At 66.7% G+C, this 20726-nt stretch carries 17 protein-coding genes and 1 tRNA gene; 6 read left to right on the plus strand and 12 right to left on the minus strand.

Translation table 11 applies throughout. The features are described 5' to 3' along the window. Position 1: 1 nt before the first annotated feature. A tRNA-Met gene (locus ABZW16_RS36335) sits at positions 2 to 75 on the minus strand. A gap of 575 nt (positions 76 to 650) precedes the next feature. Here ABZW16_RS36335 and ABZW16_RS36340 point away from each other — a divergent pair. Beyond that, entirely contained in the window at positions 651 to 1196 is a 546-nt protein-coding gene (locus ABZW16_RS36340) for a transglycosylase family protein (protein ID WP_354960664.1), read from the plus strand. A 117-nt stretch (positions 1197 to 1313) separates the two neighbouring features. Here the strand turns inward: ABZW16_RS36340 and ABZW16_RS36345 are convergent, their stop codons facing one another. Beyond that, complete coding sequence (locus tag ABZW16_RS36345) at positions 1314 to 4310, minus strand: UPF0182 family protein (protein WP_354960665.1); 2997 nt, start codon at positions 4308 to 4310, stop codon at positions 1314 to 1316. A gap of 445 nt (positions 4311 to 4755) precedes the next feature. Here ABZW16_RS36345 and ABZW16_RS36350 point away from each other — a divergent pair, with 445 nt between their 5' ends. Then, positions 4756 to 5346 carry a PPA1309 family protein gene (locus tag ABZW16_RS36350; RefSeq protein ID WP_354960666.1) on the plus strand — a complete coding sequence of 197 codons (591 nt, stop codon included), beginning with the start codon at positions 4756 to 4758 and terminating at the stop codon, positions 5344 to 5346. 1 nt (position 5347) lies between these two features. Here ABZW16_RS36350 and ABZW16_RS36355 read toward each other — a convergent pair whose 3' ends face one another. Then, the gene (locus tag ABZW16_RS36355) at positions 5348 to 6373 is read right to left on the minus strand and encodes a PDZ domain-containing protein (protein ID WP_354960667.1); all 1026 of its coding nucleotides are present in this window, start codon (positions 6371 to 6373) and stop codon (positions 5348 to 5350) included. Between the two features lie 126 nt (positions 6374 to 6499). Here ABZW16_RS36355 and ABZW16_RS36360 point away from each other — a divergent pair, with 126 nt between their 5' ends. The 3 genes from ABZW16_RS36360 to ABZW16_RS36370 all read left to right on the plus strand — a co-directional run bounded on the left by ABZW16_RS36360 (position 6500) and on the right by ABZW16_RS36370 (position 10287). Beyond that, the gene (locus ABZW16_RS36360) at positions 6500 to 7909 is read left to right on the plus strand and encodes a zinc-dependent metalloprotease (protein ID WP_354960668.1); all 1410 of its coding nucleotides are present in this window, start codon (positions 6500 to 6502) and stop codon (positions 7907 to 7909) included. An 87-nt stretch (positions 7910 to 7996) separates the two neighbouring features. Continuing rightward, positions 7997 to 8860 carry a hypothetical protein gene (locus tag ABZW16_RS36365; RefSeq protein ID WP_354960669.1) on the plus strand — a complete coding sequence of 288 codons (864 nt, stop codon included), beginning with the start codon at positions 7997 to 7999 and terminating at the stop codon, positions 8858 to 8860. Between the two features lie 83 nt (positions 8861 to 8943). Then, positions 8944 to 10287 carry an AarF/UbiB family protein gene (locus ABZW16_RS36370; RefSeq protein WP_354960670.1) on the plus strand — a complete coding sequence of 448 codons (1344 nt, stop codon included), beginning with the start codon at positions 8944 to 8946 and terminating at the stop codon, positions 10285 to 10287. Between the two features lie 155 nt (positions 10288 to 10442). Here ABZW16_RS36370 and ABZW16_RS36375 read toward each other — a convergent pair whose 3' ends face one another. The 6 genes from ABZW16_RS36375 to ABZW16_RS36400 form a co-directional block, all read right to left on the minus strand. Further along, entirely contained in the window at positions 10443 to 10727 is a 285-nt protein-coding gene (locus tag ABZW16_RS36375; protein ID WP_354960678.1) for a WhiB family transcriptional regulator, read from the minus strand. A 182-nt stretch (positions 10728 to 10909) separates the two neighbouring features. Then, the gene (locus tag ABZW16_RS36380) at positions 10910 to 11254 is read right to left on the minus strand and encodes a hypothetical protein (RefSeq protein WP_354960671.1); all 345 of its coding nucleotides are present in this window, start codon (positions 11252 to 11254) and stop codon (positions 10910 to 10912) included. A 107-nt stretch (positions 11255 to 11361) separates the two neighbouring features. Continuing rightward, positions 11362 to 13536 carry an ATP-dependent DNA helicase UvrD2 gene (locus tag ABZW16_RS36385; protein WP_354960672.1) on the minus strand — a complete coding sequence of 725 codons (2175 nt, stop codon included), beginning with the start codon at positions 13534 to 13536 and terminating at the stop codon, positions 11362 to 11364. Between the two features lie 112 nt (positions 13537 to 13648). Continuing rightward, complete coding sequence (locus ABZW16_RS36390) at positions 13649 to 14107, minus strand: MarR family transcriptional regulator (protein ID WP_354960673.1); 459 nt, start codon at positions 14105 to 14107, stop codon at positions 13649 to 13651. Further along, positions 14100 to 14567, minus strand: a complete 468-nt coding sequence (locus ABZW16_RS36395) for an EVE domain-containing protein (RefSeq protein ID WP_354960674.1) — start codon at positions 14565 to 14567, stop codon at positions 14100 to 14102. Before ABZW16_RS36395 ends, ABZW16_RS36390 begins: the two co-directional genes overlap by 8 nt. 128 nt (positions 14568 to 14695) lie before the next feature. Next, positions 14696 to 15118 carry an SRPBCC family protein gene (locus tag ABZW16_RS36400; protein WP_354960675.1) on the minus strand — a complete coding sequence of 141 codons (423 nt, stop codon included), beginning with the start codon at positions 15116 to 15118 and terminating at the stop codon, positions 14696 to 14698. A gap of 107 nt (positions 15119 to 15225) precedes the next feature. Here ABZW16_RS36400 and ABZW16_RS36405 point away from each other — a divergent pair, with 107 nt between their 5' ends. After that, positions 15226 to 15456, plus strand: a complete 231-nt coding sequence (locus ABZW16_RS36405) for a mycoredoxin (protein ID WP_354960679.1) — start codon at positions 15226 to 15228, stop codon at positions 15454 to 15456. 62 nt (positions 15457 to 15518) lie between these two features. Here the strand turns inward: ABZW16_RS36405 and nudC are convergent, their stop codons facing one another. The 3 genes from nudC to ABZW16_RS36420 all read right to left on the minus strand — a co-directional run bounded on the left by nudC (position 15519) and on the right by ABZW16_RS36420 (position 20710). Next, complete coding sequence (gene nudC / locus ABZW16_RS36410; RefSeq protein ID WP_354960676.1) at positions 15519 to 16427, minus strand: NAD(+) diphosphatase; 909 nt, start codon at positions 16425 to 16427, stop codon at positions 15519 to 15521. A gap of 47 nt (positions 16428 to 16474) precedes the next feature. Next, complete coding sequence (locus tag ABZW16_RS36415; protein WP_354960677.1) at positions 16475 to 17530, minus strand: potassium channel family protein; 1056 nt, start codon at positions 17528 to 17530, stop codon at positions 16475 to 16477. A 120-nt stretch (positions 17531 to 17650) separates the two neighbouring features. Further along, a complete protein-coding gene (locus tag ABZW16_RS36420) occupies positions 17651 to 20710 on the minus strand; it encodes a 3'-5' exonuclease (RefSeq protein WP_354960680.1) in 3060 nt (1019 codons plus the stop codon). Positions 20711 to 20726 lie beyond the last annotated feature (16 nt).

Consider the following 20726-nt stretch of genomic DNA (forward strand, 5'->3'; position numbering starts at 1 on the left):
GTAGCGGGGACAGGATTTGAACCTGCGACCTCTGGGTTATGAGCCCAGCGAGCTACCGAGCTGCTCCACCCCGCGTCGGTAAACACAACATTACACACGTCTACGCGGGGAAGGCAAATCGCTGACTCTGCAAGGCATTTTCGCTGGTCAGCGGACCGAACGAGGAGCAGACGAGGTGGCTGGTGGCGCGGATCACAGAGCGCCCCGGAGCGAGTTCGACAGTCTGCCGCAGTACGGTCCGAGCCCGTTGCGCAAACGACGACAGACGCACAAGAACCACTCTCGAGCGCAATCGAACCGGGCGGTTGTTGGACTCAAACGTGACCCGAGACACTATTTCATGGTGATCCCGAACACATAACGTTGCTATAACAGACCGTCCAGAATCCATTCTTATGGCATTTGCGACCTGCGCAAACACTGATATACACGCTATTCGCATCATGCACTCGCGAAGTTATCAAGATGTGATCTGCCGAGATTTCTTGGTTACCGTCGATCCACGGCCCGGATCAAACGTGATGGGCTCGAACTCGAACCGCCGAACACCGGCGACCCTGTCCCGCGGTTCGAGGATCCCCGACACACCTGGGGGCAGGGACTCGGCATTTCTTTTACCCGGGGCGGTGGGCGCAGGGAGGGAAAACATCATGTCGAAACACCGGAAGCTCAGCACCCGCGCCCTCGGCTATGCCGCCGTCACCGGCGCAATCGTTGCCGTCCCGTTCGGTCTTTCCACCGGTACCGCCGCGGCCGCCCCCACCCACAACTGGGACGGCGTCGCCCAGTGCGAAAGCGGTGGCAACTGGGGTATCAACACCGGAAACGGCTACTACGGCGGTCTGCAGTTCTCGCAGAGCACCTGGGCCGCCAATGGTGGCGCCGGTTCCGCCAATCACGCCAGCAAGGAAGAGCAGATCCGGGTCGCCGAGAACGTGCTCGCCACCCAGGGCGCCGGTGCCTGGCCGGTCTGCGGCCAGTACCTGCGCGCCGGTGAGTCCGAGCCGCGCCCGGCCGTCGCCGAGCCGGAGCCCGCCCCCGCCGTGATCGCCCCCGCCCCGCCCTCCAGCGTCGAATCCGCCATCGAGCGGGCCAAGTCCGCTGGTTTCGAGCTGGCGGAGCAGAGCGGCCTAGAGGGGCCGTACAAGCAGCTCCTGGACCAGAACAGCGCGCTGATCGACTCGTTCGGTCGCTGACGCACGACGCCGACGTCACTCGGCAACGGCGCCGAAGGTGACGTCGGCTCGTCCGGCGTCAACTGGAACGGCCCCGCCACCCAATCCGGGTGACGGGGCCGTTCTCGGTTTCAACGATCAGCGACCGGCGTCCTGATAGGCCTTCACCGCGGCCTCCAGTTCCTCCAGCGCCTTGCCGAAGTCCTGGAAGTTGCCGGACTTCATGGCATTTCGCACATTTTCGATCTTCTTGTTCAGGTCCGCAGCCGCCGCGTCCTTGGCGGTGGATCCGGTCGCGGGCGGCGGTGTTGTGCCCTGCGGCGGTGCGCTGGCGCCCTGCGCCGGCGGGGTGGTGCCCTGCATCGGCGGCGGTGTGGTGCCCGGTTTCGGCCTACTCGTCGGATCACCGCCGAACGGCGTGGCCAGCGAACCCGTGCCCGGCAATACCTGATTCAGCGCGTCGGCCAGAGTGGAGGCGAAGCCGACCTTCACACTGCCCGCCACATCGCGATAGCTCACCAGCACGCGCAGCAGCTGCGGGAAGGTGGCGCTGCCCGCACCGGTATTTCGCTCGTTGTAAAACGGCTCCACATAAAGGATTCCGCCGTCGGCGATCGGCAATGTCAGCAGATTGCCATATCTGATCTTGTTCGAATTCGACAGCAGCGTTTTCTGACTGGAGACTTCGGGCGCCGTCGTCATGCTGTTCTGAGTTTGCTGCGGACCCTGCGTCTGGGTATCCGTCGGCAATTGCAAGATCGTGAATTTGCCATAGCCTTCCGGATCCGACCGCACCGAGATATAGGCGGAGAGGAACTGGCGGTTGTAGCCGACCATGGCACTGGTCAGGTTGAACACCGGCTTATTCGTCGCCGGATCACCGAGCAGCACGTAGTACGGGGGCTGGTTGAACGTGCCGCCCTCGGTGGTCGGATCGCTCGGCACCGACCAGAAGGCGTTGTTGGTGAAGAACTCTCGCGGATTGTCCACGTGATACTTGGTCAGCATCTCGCGCTGCACCTTGAACAGATCCTCGGGATAGCGGAAGTGCGCCCGCAGCTCTGGGGAGATCTCGCTCTCCGGCTTGACGGCGCCGGGGAACACACCGCGCCAGGCCTTGAGCACCGGGTCGGTGGAGTCCACCTCGTAGAGGGTCACCGTGCCGTCGTAGGCGTCCACGGTGGCCTTCACCGAGTTGCGGATGTAGCTGACCTCCTTGCGCGGCAGCAGCCTTCCGGTCTTCTTATCGATGCTGTCCTCGACCGCGCCCTCCAGCGAGGTGGACTGCGCGTACGGGTAGTTGTCCAGCGTGGTGTACGCGTCGACGATCCACTGGATCCGGCCGTCGACAACCGCCGGATAGGCATTGCCGTCGGTGGTCAGCCACGGCGCCACCTTCTGCACCCGCTCGCGCGGACTCCGATTGAAGATGATCTTGGAGTTGTCACCGATGGCGGAGGAGAACAGGATGTTGCGCTCGGTGTACTTCGCGGCGAAGGCCAACCGGTTGAACCAGTTGCCGATCGAGACGCCGCCCTTGCCGCTATAGGTGAACTGCGCGGTGTCGGAGTCGTATTCGCGTGGTTGCTGGCCGCTGACACCGCCGACGATCGCGTAGTCCGGGTTGGACTGCGAGATCAGCTCACCGTAGTAGATACGCGGCTGGTCGACCTTGATCTGCTGCTGGTCGGTGGTATTGAACAGGTCGCTGACCAGGAAGATCGGATAGCCGCTGTCACTGCTGCCACCGGCGGCATTCGGATCGTCGTACTGCGGCTTGTTGACCCGGTTGGCCGGTGCGGCCACGAAGCCATTGCCGTGGGTGTAGACGGTGTGCTTGTTGATCCAGTCGAGCTGGTTGCCGCTCAGCGCCGACGGATGCAGCTCGCGCGCGGCCACAATGTAGTCCTGCACATCGCCGCCGAGGTTGTAGCGATCGATATCCAGCGACTCCGGGAAGCCGTAGAAGTTCTTCAGCTGCTTGAGCTGAGTGAAGGTGGGCGAGAGGATATTCGGGTCGAGCAGTCGCGCATTGCCGATGGTGGCCGCGTCGACCGGAACCTCCAGCGGGCTCTTCTTACTGTCGCCCTTGTAGTCCTTGTACTCGATCTTGTCGGAGGTTATGCCGAACGCCTGCCTGGTGGCGGCGATATTGCGTTCGATGTAGGTGCTCTCCTTATCGGCGGCATTCGGGCGCACCGAGAACTGCTCGACCACCAGCGGCCACACCGCGCCGACCAGGACCGAGGAGAGCACCAGCAGCGCGGCTGCCATCGCGGGCACCCGCAGATCGCGCAGCACGATTCCGGCGAAGAAGGCGATCGCGCAGATCACCGCAATGGACAGCAGGATCAGCTTCGCGGGCAGCACGGCGTTGATATCGGTGTAGGAACCGCCGGTGAAGGTCGGCTCCTTGCGGCTGCTGGAGAGCAGTTCATAGCGGTCGAACCAGTATGCGACGGCCTTGAGCAGCACGAAGATTCCGGCGATCACGGCCAGCTGGATGCGCGCGGGCCTGGTCAGCGTGCCCTCGCGCCCGGTCAGGCGCAGGCCGCCGAAGACATAGTGCGTCACCAGGCTGGCGAAGAACGCGATGACCGACGCGACGAACAGCCAGTTCAGCACCATCCGGTAGAAGGGCAGATCGAAGGCGTAGAAGCCGACGTCCAGGCCGAACTGCGGATCCTGCTGGCCGAACGAGCCGCCGTTGAGGTACAGCTGCACGGTGACCCAATTCGACTGCGCCACCAGGCCGGACAGCACGCCGAGCACCAGCGGAATACCGATACCGAACAGCTTGAGCCGACTCATCACGGTGGTGCGGTAGCGCGCGATCGGATCGTTCGGACCGGCCACCGGCACGAATACCGGCCTGGTCCGGTAGGCCAGCAGCAGCGCCAACCAGACGACAAGGCCCACGAACAGCGCGACGACCAGGAACAGCAGGATCCGCGTGCGCAAGACGGTGAGATAGACATTGCGGAAGCCGACCTCGCCGAACCACAACCAGTTCGTATAGGTGTCGGTAAACCGCGGTCCCAGCAGCAGCAGCGCCGCCAGGATGATGGCCGCCACCAGCAGCACTCGGCTGCGTCGGGACAACGAAGGTAAGCCGGTGGGGGGCCGCATGCCCACGATGCCACTCTCCAAGGTCCGGCGGCGCTCGTACCGATCACTCGGTTGTCGCACCGCAGTCCGATTTTGCAGGTGGTCCGTTCCGGACCGTCTCGCGCCCACTCTACGTAATCTGTGACGTCGGCCGCGCGGGCGCTGTGTTTGAATTTGCGGCGCCTGCGGCGCCGCGTGTTCGCGGCCCCCGAGTTTTCACCATCGCGTAGCGATTCGATGAGGGGCGGTGGTCGGGCGACGGGTGGGCCTCGCGCCCGAGCCGTCGAGACTCGTGCCTTCGGCGCATGCGCTTCGACGACTCGGCTGAAATAGATGGCCGCGCCTTCGCGCGGACGCGAGACGGGCCGCGAACGGGTCGCGAACGGGTCGCTCGTAAGACTCGCTCCGTGGTGGTCGCGAAACGGCGCCGACCTCGGCCTGAATGCTTTGGCAAGGGTGTGGGGGTGTAAGGATGTCCGGTGTGACCGCAGATCTGCACGCCGAACTCGTCCTCGCCCGTTCCGTCCGTGAGGTGGCGGAGTTCGCCGACGCCGAGGGTTGGGGCAGACCGCCGCAGATGTTCGCGCTGGTGCCGACGGCCGATCTGGTCGCGGCCGAGCCCGGGTTGCTCGATCAGCTCGACCAGGGCAGCGAGCTGACTCCGATTGCCCAGGAATCGTTCCCGGACGACATCACCGGCGGATCGATGGCGCTCGACGAATTCCTCGCCACCACCAGCTGGCCCGAGGCGGTCAGCGGCTGTGTGCTGGTCCAGGAGATCGTGGTGCTACCGCCGGATGCCGAGAGCACGCTCGACGACGCGCTCACCCCGCTGCTCGCCGATCACGAGGCCGCCGACGCCGCGGCGCGCGCCGCCGCCGAGACGCATCCGGAGCGGCGCACGGCACGGCTGCTCGCCGCGGTGCTGCGCTCCGGTGCGGAACTGTGCCTGCTGCAGCTGAAGCCGGAAGACGATGCCGACGACTTCGGCGATCTCGATCTGCGCACCTACCCGAACCTGGCGCCCAACCTCATCGAGGCACTGCACCACACGATGGAGTGATTCAGCCGCAGGAGACGGTGTCCCGGCCCGCGTTGATGTCATTGAGCGATTGCACTGCGCCGCTGAGGTTTTCGACCTTCACCAGCCGCAGGCCGTCCGGCGTGCGCTGCCTGGCCTCATTGCAGTTGGCGGCCGGGACCAGGAAGGTCTCGGCACCGGCATCGCGCGCGGCCATCATCTTGTACTGGATGCCGCCGATCGGGCCGACCTTGCCGTCCTGATCGATGGTGCCGGTGCCAGCGACGAACTTGCCGCCGTCGAGTTCCCCGGGCGAGAGCTTATCGATCAGCGCGAGGCTGAACATCAGGCCCGCCGATGGGCCGCCGATATCGGCGAGGTTGAACGAGACGTGCAGCGGCGGGCGGGCGCCCTCGGTCATGGACATACCGAGATAGCCCTTGTTGGCGTCATCGGGGCGGGCGGCCAGTGTGATCGTCGCGGTCTGTTCGGCGTTCTCGCGGCGGTACACCACGGTGAGCTCACTGCCCGGTGCCTGCGCGGAGACCGCAGTCACGACATCCTTCGGCGTGGCGATCGGCACGCCGTTGACGCTGACCACTTCATCGCTCGGGCGCAGCGTCTGCTTGGCCGGGCCGTCATCGGAGACCGTGTTCACCAGCACCACTGTCGGCAGGTTCAAAAAGTGCAGCGCGGCCATCTCGGCATTGCCCTCGGAGTTCTTGAAGTCCTGCTGATTGGACTTATCGATCTCCTCGCGCGGGACACCGGGCGGATACACCTCGGAGCGCGGGACCAATCCGTGCTCACCGCTGACCCAGAATCCGAACGCCTCGAAGATGTTCAGCCCGTCGCGCACCGAGACCGTGGTCATATTCAGGTGCCCGGTCACCGGGTCCACCTCGGCGCCGCGAACATCGACGACCTGCTTGCCGTCCACCGCGCCGAGGGTATTGAACGTGGGTCCGGGACCGAGTGCGACGAACGGCACAGTGAGCACACTGCCCACCGCACCGAGGACGAGCACCGGGATCAGCGCGGCCACCAGGGTCAGGATCCGACGATTCACCTGGACCACAGTAGTGATCGCCCGCGCGGCCGGGCGGACGAGGCGCATATTTACGCCCCGCGCGCGTGTCCTGATTTCGCGCCGCGCGAACATCGAACCCCCACGCCACACGCGTATGTTTAGGGTATGAGTGACCTCCCCTTCGGATTCTCGAACCGCGATGACGACGACCGCAAGCGCGGCGACGAGCCGAGCGGTCCCGGGGCGAACGATCCGTTCGGCTTCGGCGGGGCAGGTGCGGGCGGTTTCGATCCGGCACAGCTCGGACAGATGCTCACCTCGCTCGGCCAGATGCTCAGTGGGATGGGGCAGCCGGGGTCGGCACAGGCCGGTCCGGTCAACTACGACGTGGCCAAGCGACTGGCCCGCCAGCAGCTCGGCGCGAGTGTGACGCCGGTCGCCTCGGGCACCGTCAGCGCCGTCGCCGACGCCGCGCACCTGGCCGAACTGTGGCTCGATGGTGCGACCACCCTGCCCGCTGGCGCGAACAAGACCGCGGCGTGGACCGCCAACGACTGGATCGAGGAGACACTGCCGACCTGGAAGCGGCTGTGTGATCCGGTGGCCGAACAGATCTCCGGAATGTGGACCGCACAGCTGCCGGAGGAGGCGCGCGAATTCGCCGGTCCGATGGTCGGCATGCTCGGGCAGATGGGCGGGCTGGCCTTCGGCTCACAGCTCGGCCAGGCGCTCGGCCAGCTCGCCAAGGAGGTGCTGACCTCCACCGATATCGGACTGCCGCTCGGCCCGACCGGCACCGCGGCGCTGCTGCCCGCGGCCATTTCCGAGTTCAGCGCCGGGCTGGAACAGCCGGAGAGCGAGATCCTGGTCTTTCTCGCGGCCCGCGAGGCCGCGCATCAGCGGCTGTTCGGACATGTGCCGTGGCTGCGTCAGCAGGTGCTCGGCGCGGTCGAGGACTACGCCCGCGGCATCAAGATGGACTTCTCGGCCCTGGAGTCGGCGGCCCAGGGCATCGACCCGATGTCGCTGACCGATCCCTCGAAGCTCGAGGAGATCCTGTCCCAGGGCACCTTCGAACCGCAGACCACCCCGGAGCAAAAGCAGGCGCTGGAACGACTGGAGACGCTGCTCGCCCTGATCGAGGGCTGGGTCCAGGTCGTGGTCACCGATGCGGTCGGGGATCGCCTGCCCGGTGCCGGTGCGCTCGCCGAAACCCTGATCCGCCGCCGCGCCACCGGCGGTCCCGCCGAGCAGACCTTTGCGACCCTGGTCGGACTCGAGCTGCGGCCCCGCAAGCTGCGGGAGGCGGCGGCGCTGTGGCGGCGGCTCACCACCGATGCGGGCATCGACGCCCGAGACGCCATCTGGGCGCATCCGGACCTGCTACCGGATTCCAACGATCTGGACTCCCCCGCCGCCTTCATCGACTCGGTAATCGGCGGCGGCACGGACGCATTCGACGATCCGCTGGCCCAACTCGCCGAAACCGAGGCCCGCGAGAAGGCCGAGCGCGAGGCCGCCGAGGACAGCCGCAAATCCGGCCCGAACCTCGACAAGGACACCGACCCGTCCTAGTACTGTCCTGTTGATAAGCGCGAATCCCTGTGGATTACCACGGGATTCGCGCCTATTCGCCGATCACGCTGTCTGCATACTGCTGGCATGACGAGGCGGATATGCGGGCCGATGCTGGCGCCGCGGGTGACGGTTTTGGTGCGGCCGTCCGGGGTCGTGCAGTTGGGGTGGGATCCCGAGGGGGCGTTGCTGCTGGATCGGACCGCATTGGACACCGAGACGGTGCTCGCGTTTCTGCGGCTGCTGGATGGGATGCAGAGTCGACCGCAGCTCATCTGGCGGGCCGGGGAATGTGGGATCGCCCCAGCGGACGCGGCCGAACTGCTGAACCGGATCGATGACGCGGGGCTGCTCCTGCATCCGGACCAGCGGCTCGGCCAGGTGCGATCGGTGCGGGTGCACGGGCTGGGGCCGCTCTCCGATGCGATCGCGACGGGACTGCAGCGGCTCGGGCTGCGGGCGGTCCGGTCGCGTGGGTACCGCCCCGACGGTTCGGTGCTCGCCTGGCGCGGTGAACTCGTGGTGCTGGCCGATGCCTTGGTCATCGACCCGCGATTGGCCAATGAGCTGGTGCTGCACGGGATTCCACATCTGCAGGTCCGGATTCGCGATGGCAACAAGGGGATCGTCGGGCCGCTGGTATTTCCCGGCCTGACGAGTTGTCTGCGCTGCCTCGATCTCACCCGATGTGAATACGACCCGGAATGGCCACAACTCGCGAGCCAGCTGCTCGGTCGGGTCGGGCATGCCGCACCGGCCGGAATCCTGGCCACCGCGGCATTGCTGCTCGGCGAACTCGAAGCGATCATGCGCTGTTCACCCGAGCGGCCGCTGGACACCATGAACACCACGATCGAACTCGAACTGGATACCTACCGGATCTCACGTCGCGAATGGCCGCAGCACGAAGGATGTGGATGCCGCGCGGTTTTCGCTGGTCCGCCCCGATGAGCGTGTCGATTCTTACACTCCGCCAAGGAAAGACATCAGTATTGGCATGGCAAAGCGACGGGTCTGTCCGCCATGATGGGTACGTGTCTGAGATTGTGCGTCGTCGCTCAACCCGCAATGCCAAGTTAGCCAAGATTCCGCTCGGAATCGCCGGACGGGCCGCCGTCGGGTTCGGCAAGAAGCTGGCCGGTGGCGATAAGTCGGAGATCAACGCCCAGTTGAACCAGAAGGCCGCCGAGCAACTGTTCACTGTATTGGGTGAGCTCAAGGGTGGCGCGATGAAATTCGGCCAGGCGCTGAGCGTGATGGAGGCCGCGGTTCCCGAGGAGTTCGGCGAGCACTATCGCGAGGCACTCACCAAATTGCAGGCAGCCGCGCCGCCGATGCCAGCCGAGACCGTGCACCGGGTCCTCGACCAACAACTCGGAACCCAATGGCGGCAACGCTTTCGATCCTTCGACGACACTCCGGCCGCATCGGCGAGCATCGGCCAGGTGCACCGGGCGGTATGGTCCGACGGCCGGGATGTCGCGGTAAAGGTGCAGTATCCCGGCGCCGATGAGGCGCTGCGCGCCGATCTCAAGACACTTTCACGGATGACCGGCCTGATCGCCTCGGTAATTCCGGGCGCGGATATCAAGCCGATCCTGGCCGAGATCACCGAGCGCACCGAGGAAGAACTCGACTATCGCAATGAGGCCGCCAACCAGCGCACCTTCGCGAAGGGGTTCGACGGGCATCCGGACATCGTGGTGCCGAAGGTGGTGGCCAGCGCGCCGAAGGTGATCGTGACCGAATGGCTGGACGGCACCCCGGTCTCGGCGATCATCAAAAAGGGCGCCGAGGATCCGGAAGGCACGCGCGCGCTGCGCAATCGAGTCGCCGGATTGATGGGCAAGTTCCACTTCTCCTCACCGGAGACGGTCGGCCTGCTGCACGCCGACCCGCATCCGGGCAACTTCATGGTGCTGCCCGATGGCAAACTTGCCGTCATCGACTTCGGCGCCTGCGCACCCATGCCGGACGGCTTTCCGGAGGTACTGGGGCGCATGCTAGCGCTGGAAATCGACGAACGCTTCGACGAACTGGTCGAGCTCATGTACGACAACGGCTGGGTGATTCCGGGCCGGACGGTCACCGATAAGGAGATCGCCGACTACCTGCGGCCGTTCACCGACCCGATTCAGACCGATTCGTTCCACTTCACCCGCAAGTGGATGCAGCGGGTGGCCGGTAAGGCCTCCGATTTCACCAGCGCGGATATGAAGACCGCGCGCGCTCTGCAGTTGCCCGCGCAGTTCGTGATGATCTTCCGGGTGCTCGGCGGTTCGGTCGGCATCCTGGCCCAGCTCGATGCCGAGCTGCCGTTCATGCAGCTGGTGCGGACCTGGATGCCCGGCTTCCGCGAGGAGCGCTCGGCCAGCTGACGGTCCCCAACCGAAAGACATTGAACCAGAACGCAAACGAGCCGCCCACCGGATCTCACGGTGAGCGGCTTGTTTGCTTTCTCGTTCCTGGGCCCGGCCCGGATCCGAAACGGCCGGATAGGCCTCAGCGACCGGAGGGAGGGAGGTCAGGGATCTCATGCCGAGATCGCGACCTTGCGTGGACGACCACGCGGGCGCTTGCGGGCGATCACGACACCCTGGTCGAAGATCTCACCGCCCCAGACACCCCACGGCTCACGCCGATCCATGGCCGCGTTCAGGCAGCCTTTGCGGATGGGGCAAGACGCGCACAGCGCCTTGGCCTGCTCCAGTTGGACCGGGCTCTCGGCGAACCAGAGATCGGGATCTCCGGCTCGACAAGGCAGGACCTTTGTGACCTCCCGGGGGCGGGTAGGCCGTGCCACGGTTCGGCATGTCACGTCAGTAGTGGCTTGTGGCCAGCTCTCTGCGGTGAACACGTCGTTCTCCTTCAGCTCGTTTGCAGCGGTACGTTTCGTTCGTTCCGCGAAACCGAGGCCGGTTGTGGCTGAAGGGCCGGTAGAAAATACTGGCCACGGTTTCGCTTCGGGCGATCCGTGGCCAGGAGGTCGGGGAGTGTTCCCTACCTAGTTCGACATCTCTGTCGAATCCTGATCACGGTCGCTGGGTGGGTGGTGCGGCGGAGGCGTGCTGCCCGCAGATCTGCCGGTGCATATCCGGCCTCAACTGCGAATGCGCCGACTTTTGCCTCGGTGGCAAATGCCGGGTGCCAGCCCGCGCTGGGCTTGTCCTGCTTGTTGACGCAAATCGGGGAATGCATAGGCATGGATTGCGCCTGAATCCCGAATACATCGACGCCGGACAGACCGATCCCCTGCAAAGCAGCGAGGATCCCCCGGGAGGCCGACATGACGGGTGCAGCATTCACCGCAACGCCGCTGGCGCTGAAGTTCGTGTTGTCATTCATCGTTCTGCCTCCCTCCTGTACTCGTGTTGGTAACTGTGCGCGCCGGGATGACCTCCCGGTGCGTCATCCCACCATATGTGTTGGCGCTCATCGCGACAACCTATTTTCTACCTGCGGTTTTGTGGGCTTGACCGCAGACGCGATGCCACTATCTTCAACACCTCGGCACCGTATTGCTCGAGCTTCTTGGCCCCGATTCCGGGGATGGCGGCCAGTGCGTTGTCATCGGCGGGCAGTTGCTCGGCGATCGCGGTGAGTGTGGTGTCGGTGAAGATCACGAACTCACGCACCCGCAGATCCTGCGCCTTCTCCGCGCGCCACGCCTGCAGCGCGGCCAGTAGCTCGGCATCCAGTTCGGCCGGGCAGCGGCGGCAGCGACCGAGCATGGTCGCATAGGTGCCGATCAATGGTTTGGCACAGATCCGGCAGGTCGGGCGCACGCCGTTCGCGGCGGTGTCGGCGACCGGCGCGGCGATTCGCGAGGCGGGCGAGTCGTCGGGCACCAGACCATTGAGGAACCGGGAGCGCCGCCGGGTGCGTCTGCTGCCCTCGCCGCGAGCCAGCGCCCAGGACAGCTGCAGGTGTTCGCGGGCCCTGGTCACGCCGACATAGAGCAGTCGCCGCTCCTCCTCGAGCGCGGCCTGATCGGCGACCGAGCCGTCGTCGCCGAGCACATGCGCGATCGGCAGGGTGCCGTCTGCGACGCCGACCAGGAATACCGCATCCCACTCCAGGCCCTTCGCCGCGTGCAGTGACGCGAGGGTGACACCCTGCACCGTCGGTGGATGCCTGGCCTCCGCGCGCGCGGCCAGTTCACGCAACAGGCCGGGTAGATCGAGCGCATCGTCGTGGTCGACCAACTCCTCGGTCAGCCGCACCAGCGCCACCAGCGATTCCCAGCGCTCGCGGGCCTGGGCGCCCGCAGGTTCGGTGGCGGTGAGGCCGACCGGCGCGAGGGCGGCGCGCACCAAAGTGACCAGGGCCTTACCGCTGCGGGACCGGTCGGGCAGATCCTCGCGGGATGCGACCTGACGCAGCGCGAATATGGCTTGCCTTACCTCAGCGCGGGCGAAGAAGCCCTCGCCACCGCGGACCTGATAAGGGATGCCTTGCTCGGTCAACGCCTGTTCATAGGCCTCGGATTGCGCGTTGATCCGGTAGAGCACCGCGACTTCGGCGGCCGGTGTGCCCGCGGCGATCAGTTTCTTGATGGACCGGGCGACCGCGGCGGCCTCGGCGGGACCATCGTCGAATTCGGCGAAGCCCGGTTCCGGCCCGTCGTCGCGCTGGCCGACCAGTTGCAGCCGGGTGCCAGCGATGCGCCCGCGCGCGGCACCGATGACCCGATTGGCCAGCGAGACCACCTGTGGCGTCGAGCGGTAGTCGCGTTCCAGCCGGATCACCGTCGCCTCCGGAAAGCGCCGGGAGAAGTCGAGCAGATAGCCGGGGGTGGCGCCGGTGAACGAATAGATCGTCTGGTTCGCATCGCCGACGACGGTCAGATCGTCGCGCTCGCCGAGCCAGGCATCGAGCACTCGCTGCTGCAGGGGCGTGACGTCCTGATATTCATCGACCACGAAACTGCGGTAGCGCCCGCGGAATTCGTCGGCCACCGCGGGATAGTCCTCCAGTGCGGCGGCGGTGTGCAGCAGCAGGTCATCGAAGTCGAGCAGCAGACCGTCCGGCGTGGCCTTGAGCTTTTCGTAGCCGCGGTAGACCGTGGCGACCCGCATCGGGTCATACGGTGGTTCGCGCCGATGTTGGGCCACGGCCGCCGGATAGTCCTCCGGTGCGATGAGAGTGGCCTTGGCCCATTCGATTTCGGTGAGCAGATCGCGAACGGCTTCGGTATGTGAGGACAATCCGGCCTGGTGCGCCGCCTGCGCCACGATCGGGTACTTGCGATCGATCAACTGCCAGGGCACATCCCCGACGACCTGCGGCCAGAAGTACTTCAGCTGCCGCAGCGCCGCCGCGTGGAAGGTGCGCGCCTGCACCTGATTGGCCTCGCCGCCGAGTCCGAGCGCGCGCAGGCGGGCGCGCATCTCCCCCGCCGCGCGCGCGGTGAACGTCACCGCGAGCACCTGGTCGGCCTTCACATGTCCGGCGGAGACCAGATGCGCGATGCGATGGGTGATGGTCCTGGTCTTGCCGGTCCCCGCGCCCGCGAGCACACACACCGGCCCGCGCGGCGCGCGCACGGCGGCGGCTTGTTCGGGGTCCAGCGAGTCCAGTGCTGGCCGCGGGGGCTCGCTCGTACTGGTTGCCGACACGACACACATCATGGCAGTGCGCGCCGACAAGTCGTGCCGCCGGCCACAAGCCCGCCACGCCACGCAACCGATCGCGCAGTTTCACGAGCGCGGATCGCGCGACGGACGAGGCGATGAGCGCCTAACGATCGCGCAATTGTCGGAGCGCGCCCGCGAACGTCCGCGCCTCGCCGCCGAGCGGGCCGAAGAACTCGTGATCGCAGTTCTCGACCACGACCAGCGCCCGATTCGCCAGTGCCACACCGTCTTCGGTGGGGACGAGGGCCTTGGCCCTGCGGTCGTGCGGGTGGTCGCGGCGCTCGAGCAGGCCCTTCTGCTCGAGCGCGCGCAAGACCTGGGAGGTCATCATCGGATCGGTGGCGGCGTACGCGGCCAGATCACGCTGCATCACCGGTTCGTCGCGGCGGGCGGCCAGATAGGTCAGCGAGGCCAGCAGGACGAACTGCACATGGGTCAGGTCGAACGGGGCCAGCGCCGCCCGCTGGGCGGCCTGCCAGCGGTTGGTCACCTGCCAGAGCAAGAGCCCGGGACTTTCGTCGGCCTCGGCGAATTCGGAGCGCAAACCCCGGTCCTCACTCATATGCCTCCCTTGCTTGTGGTTCGTCGATCATCGCCTGCGCGATGACCGCGAAGTCGTGCGCGGTCAGTTCGACCAGTCCGCGGCGCAGCACCATGCCCCAATTCGGCGCGCTGGTGAGATCCAGTTCGCCGCGCAGTTCGTCGATGGGGATCGCACGCGCGTCGGTGCGGTAGTGCACCGCGCGGCGCCACGGCTGGAAGCAGCCGCCGTCCTGCGGGTCCGCCTGCCAGACGGGGCGGTCGGCGATGGTGCCGATGGCGGTGAAGGAACGGATCGGCGCGCCGGTCCGCATGCCCTCGCGCGGTGAGTAATAGAGGAAGCCATCGCCGGGACGCATCCGTTCCAGCGGTGTCCGCTTGCCGTGGTTGACCTGCGCGATGCCGAGTTCGACACCGCGCTGGACGTGCTCGCGCGAAACCACGCCGAGCCAGTACCGCTGCCCGGCCGCGCCACCGGTCATAAAATCGCTGCGCGACGCCGAGCGCCCACCCGTCGCCCGACCACCCCTCATGGAATCGCTGAGCGATGCAGTAGGCCCGCCCGTCGCCCGACCGCTACCCCTCACGGAATCGCTGCGCGATGCAGTAGTCATACGAGCACCGCCTCGGCCGCCGCGACGAGGGCATCGAGATCGGGCGCGACGGACTTGGCGAGATCGCCGCCCATCACCTTGATCCAGAACCAGCGCAGCGGCCCGTCGATCGAGACGTTCACCGTCACCGTTGTGCCCTCCGGATCGGTGGCGACCTGGTGGTCGAAGGTCAGGCGGGCGCCGATGAGCTTGGAGACGTCGACGAATTCGGTATCGGAGAGCCGCTCGATGCGGAACGGGACCTTGGGGCCGCCCTTCGGCTTCAAGGTGCCGGTCGCACCCTGGGTGAACGAACCGTCGAGGCGGACCCATTCGGTGTCGTTGTTCCACTCCGGCCAGGTGGCCATATCGGCCCACTTGGCGAAGAAGGCGGCGGGTGCGGCGGTCGAGGTGGCCCGTGCGGTGGCGATCGTTGTCATGAACTTAGTATGCGCGCATATTAAATCCAGCACAAGTCCCAGGGCGGAACAGGATCGGACCGTAGAATGTTGAACGATCCGTGACTGACGTGACTCCCGCCTTGACGATGTACTCGACCACCTGGTGCGGCTACTGCCGCAGGCTCAAGAAGCAGTTGGACGAGTCCGGCATCAGCTATGTCGAGATCGATATCGAACAGGATCCGGCATCGGCCGAGTTCGTCGGCAGTGTGAACGGCGGCAACCACGTGGTGCCGACCGTGAAGTTCGCGGACGGTTCGACGGCCACCAACCCGTCACTGGCCGCGGTCAAGCAGACGCTCGCCACGCTGGCCTGACCGGGCCGGCCACGCTATCCGTGCGGACCTCGCGGCCCGCACGGAACTTTTTGCGCCCGCGATCAGCTCTCCTGCGCCGCCCAGGACTCCACGATCGTGCGCGCGATGGAGATCGATCCCGGCAGCAGTAGTCGCGCACCCTGGTTCTGCGCGGACCAATCGCCGACGGCCAGCGCCTCGCGCACCTCCGCGCGGGTGAACCAGTAGGCCTCGACGATCTCGCCGTCGGAAAAGGTCAGCGGCTGATCGGGATCGGCGACGGCAGCGAATCCGAGCATCAGCGAGCGCGGGAACGGCCACGGCTGACTGCCCAGGTAGGTGATGTCACGGACCTGGACCCCGACTTCCTCGAGCATCTCGCGCTCGACGCAGCGCTCCAGCGACTCCCCCGCCTCGACGAATCCGGCGAGCAGGGAGAACAACGTCTTGGGCCAGGTGTGCTGGCGGGCCAGCAGCACTCGGTCGCCGCCGTCGTGGATCAGGCAGATGATGGCCGGATCGATTCGCGGGAACTCCTCGTGGCCGCCCTCGGTGACCCGCGACCAACCGCCCTTGGTCGCGACGGTCGCGGTGCCGTCGGCGGCATTGAACCCGGCCTTGTCATGCCAGTTCAGCAGGGCCATGGCGGCGGTGAGCAGACCGGCGGTGAGATCGTCGACGCCGCCCGCCATCGCCCGCAGATCGGTCAGCGTGCCCTGCAGTTCGGGATCGCGCACCGCCCAGACATGTCTGCCGCTGCTGATGCCGAGAAATACCGCGGCCGGATTCGGTTCGGCGGACAGTTCGATCGCCGGTTCCAGCACCAGCGCGCCATTGTCGACGCGGAACTGCCCGCGCGTATTGACCCGGAGTAGTTCGGCCTCGGCCCAGCCCTCCTTCAGCGCCTGTTCATCGGTCCGGATCTCCTCGGCCCGGTCGAGCACTGAACGCGAAAGCAGCGGAACACCGTTGAGCTGAAATCCTGAGGCCACGGTTCGAGACTATCGCGCCGCCCCGAACGCCAACCGTCGCGCCGGTATCACCGGCCCGCGTGCCGGATGTACAGCAGCTTGTCGGTCGCCTCCAGCGCGTCCACCTCGGCCTGGCCCACCCGGATCAGCACACCGCCGCGCACCACGCCGAGCACGATATCGCCGAGATGCCGGGGCGAGCCGCCGACCTCGGACGGTTCCACCTCGCGTTCGGCAACGGCGAAGCCCTCCTCGGGGGTCAGCAGATCCTCGATCATCTCGACCACGGTCGGGGTGGTGGTGGCAATGCCGAGCAGCCGGCCCGCGGTCTCGGAGGAGACCACCACCGAATCCGCGCCGGACTGGCGCAGCAGATGGGTGTTCTCGGCCTCCCGGATGGCGACCACGATCTTGGCGTTCTTATTGAGTTCGCGTGCCGTCAGGCTGACCAGTACGGCGGTGTCGTCGCGGTTCGCGGCGACGATGACCGAGGCCGCGCGCTGCACACCGGCCAGCCGGAGCACATCGGATTGGGTGGCCGAACCGTGCACCGTCACCAGGCCCGCATTCGCCGCGGCATCCAGTGCGACGGAATCGGTATCGACCACGACAATATCGGCGGGCTGTATGCCGTCGCCGAGCATGGCGTCGACCGCGGTGCGGCCCTTCGTCCCGTATCCGACCACGACGGTGTGATTACGCACGCTGCGCCTCCAACGCTGAATCTTGAATGCCTGCCGGGAACGCTCGGTGAGTACGCCGATGGTGGTACCGACGAGCACGATGAGGAAGAGAATGCGCAGCGGGGTGATGATGACAATATTGACGAGCCTGGCCTCAGGGGTGACCGGCGCGATATCGCCGTAGCCGGTGGTCGACAGCGATACCGTCGCGTAGTAGAGGGCGTCGAGGAACGACAGCTCGTTCCCGGAATTGTCGTGGTACCCATCGCGACCCACGTACACCACCAGTGCCGCGGCGAACAGCAACCCGATCGCGAAGAGCACCCGGCGCACCAGCGATGCCCCTGGACTGGACTGGATTTCGGGGATGCGCAGCACACCGACCAGCGCGAAATCCGGGCGACTCGACAATCCGACACTGCGTGTGCGATCACCGAACACCGGACTCACCCGCCCTGGCCGAGTCGATTAGCTCCGGCGTTATCTGTCCCTCCGGCACGCACCGGAGCCTACCGGGTATCCGCGATCGCACCCCGCACCCACACGAACAGTCGGTGAACCTCAGGGTCGCGGATCATTCGGCGCGGCATTCCTGATCAGCTCGGCCAATTCGTCCGGGCCGGGCAGGGCGGCGGGCGCGATGGTGCGTCCGGTGCGCACGTAATGGAATGCGGCGCCGATGCGTTCGAGCATTTCCGCCTCGGTGCCGTGCTCGCGCCCGGCCATCAGCCTGGCCCAGGCCAGTCGGTAGACGGCCAGCTGCATGGCGACCGCTGGCTCGTCGGCGGGTGCGGGTTCGGCACCGGTTTTCCAGTCGACCACGATCCAGCCGCCGCCGGGTTCGGCGAAGACGGCATCCATCCGGCCGCGGATCACCGTGCCGGCAATGGAGGTTTCGAAGGGGATCTCCACCTCCAGCGGGCTGCGGTGGGCCCACGGCGAGTTCAGAAACGACTCCTGCATGGTGACCAGTTCGGTGTCCACGCCGGCATCGGCGGCGCTGCTGTCCGCGCCGGGCAGTTCATCGAAGCCGAGCAGGCGGTCGGCGGCGAACCAACGCTGCACCCAGGCGTGGAAGGCGGTGCCGCGCCGGGCCAGCGGATTCGGTGGGAACGGCAGCGGGCGGCGCAGGCGGGCGGCGAGTTTGGCTGGGTCCGCGCGCATTTCGACCAGAGCGGTGGCGGCGATCTGGCCGGGGAGTTCGACTTCTTCTGCGATGGCTTGGTCGGCTTCGAATTCGGCGAGTAGCGCATCGACGTCGGCGGCCCAGCCGTCGGGGTCGTCGGAATCGTCCGCGTGTCCAGCGGAATGGTCGTGGGGCGGTGTGGGTTCGGAGGTCGATGAGCCGAACTCGTCCGGGGGTGGCTCGAATTCGTCGAAAGGAGGTTCGTTGTCGAAAGGCAGTTCGAAGTCGCTGAGCGGCGGCTCGGACTTGTCGGGACGCGGTTCGAAGTCGTGTGGGGGCGACGGGAATTCGTCCTGCGCGTGCCGATCCGGCGCACTGAGGGCGCTCGCGGGTGGTTCGTAGGGGTCGTCGAACGGTGCGGGCGCATCGGGACCGTCGGGCGGGGGAACGTCGGCGTAAGGGTCAGCTGTCAGTGCGACCGCGGCGGGACCGTCGGCGTAGGGGTCGGTTGACAGTACGACCGCGGCGCGACCGTCGGCGTCGGGGTCGGTTGACAGTACGACCGCGGCGCGACCGTCGGCGTCGGGGTCGGTTGATAGTGCGACCGCGGCGGGAAGGTCGGGGCGGGTGGCCGTTGTTTTCGGGTCGGCAAAGTTGTCGGTGGCAGGGGCTACAGTCGGTGTCATGTCGATGTCATGGGGCAGGCGGTCCACGAAATCGGCTGAGGCAGTTGCTCTGTCACGGGTTGCAGGAAGGACCGTACGGTTCGTCGCGGTGACACCTGTAGCCGGTTGTTCCGCAAGTTCGGCGAGGGCGGCGCGGACGAGAGAGGCACCCTGTTCGATGGGGTCGCGGCGATTGCCGAGGGGGTCGCGGGGCCATTCGGCGGTCGCGGGGTTATCGGTGAACGGATTGACGGCGTCGACGTCGGGAGCGTCGTCCCAGCGGTCGATGGCGACCGCGCCATGGGCCGGACTGTCCAGCGCTTCGCTGGCGTATTTGAGTTCCAGGAGGAAGTCCGACGGCCCCTTTGGCGCGGTGCCGGTTTCGGCCCAGTGGTGGGCGGAGACCAGCAGAACGCGTTCGGTTCTGGTGAGGGCGACGTAGAACAGGCGGCGGTCTTCGTCGATGCGGCGTCGGTCCAGGGATTCCTTATGGGACTTGATCGCTCGCTCCAGGTCGGCTCGGTCGTAGAGGTCCGACAGGTCGAGCACGGGGACGCCCTCGGTGGCATCGTCCTGTTGGCGATCGCCGCGCAGGGTGGTGGGGAGTTCGGCCAGTGCACCGAGCCAGGTACCGGAGGCCGCGCCGGAGGGGAAGACCCCGCGGGTGACGTGGGGTACCGCGACGATCTCCCACTCCAGGCCCTTGGCCGCGTGCACGGTCAATACCTGAACTCGATCCCGGGCAACCTCGACCTCGCCCGGCTCCAAACCGTTCTCGACCGACTCCGCGGCGGCGAGGAAGGCGAGTAGACCGCCCAGCGATGCGCCGGAATCGCTAGCGTATCCGGCGACCACCTCGGCGAAGGCGTCCAGATGTTCGCGTCCGGCACCGGCGCCGACCATCGCGCGGCGGGCCTGGGTCTCCACGCCGACACCGATGGTGCGTTCCACATCCGCGACGAGTTCGGCGAGTGGTTGGCCGCTGCGTTCCCGCAGCGCCGCGAGTTCACGGCCCAGTGCCACGATGCGCAGGAAGCCCGCCTCCGAATACTGTTCCCGCGGACCGGGATCGGCGATCGCATCGGCCAGACCGGCCTGTTCGGCCGGTTCCGGCGCCACCTCGCGCAGCGCCTCGGCGAGTGCGGTGGAGTCGGTGATCTCATCGACTTCATTGCCGTGCAGGCGGCTGATCGACAGATCCCTGGCGCGGCGGGCGAGTGCAGCGAGGTCGGCGACGCCGATGCGCCAGCGGGCCCCGGTGAGTATGCGCATGGCGGCGCTGCCCGCACCGGGTTCGGCGATGAGCCGTAGGGTGGCGACGATATCGGCGACCTCCGGAGTGGCCAGCAGACCGCCGAGACCGACGATCTCCACCGGAAGCCCCTGTTCGCGTAGGGCTTCCGCGAGCGAAGCGGCATCGGCATTGCGGCGCACCAGTACCGCCGAGGTCGGCGGGGCCTCCCCCGCCGCACGCTTGATCGCCCATTCGGCCGCGATCCGACCCGCTACCCAGATCCGTTCGTCGACAACGGTTTCGGTGAGCGCCATGGCGACGACACCCGGCGCGGCATCGGGTTTCGCGCGCAGCGCATCGACGGTGACACCGCCGCTGTCGATGGCATTGCGGCGCAGTGGTTCGGCGACCAGATTCGCCAGCGCCAGCGCTTCCGGCGGATTCCGCCAGCTGGTCAGCAGCGGCAGAATCGGCGCGGGAATGCCGGGGGCACTGGGGAAGTCGGTGGCGAATCTGGGCAGGTTGGCGGCGGACGCGCCGCGCCAGCCGTAGATCGACTGCATCGGATCACCAACAGCTGTCTTTATGTCATTAATTTAGACGATATTGTTG

The organism is Nocardia sp. NPDC004604, assembly GCF_040609795.1.
In the GTDB taxonomy this organism is placed as follows: Bacteria; Actinomycetota; Actinomycetes; order Mycobacteriales; family Mycobacteriaceae; genus Nocardia.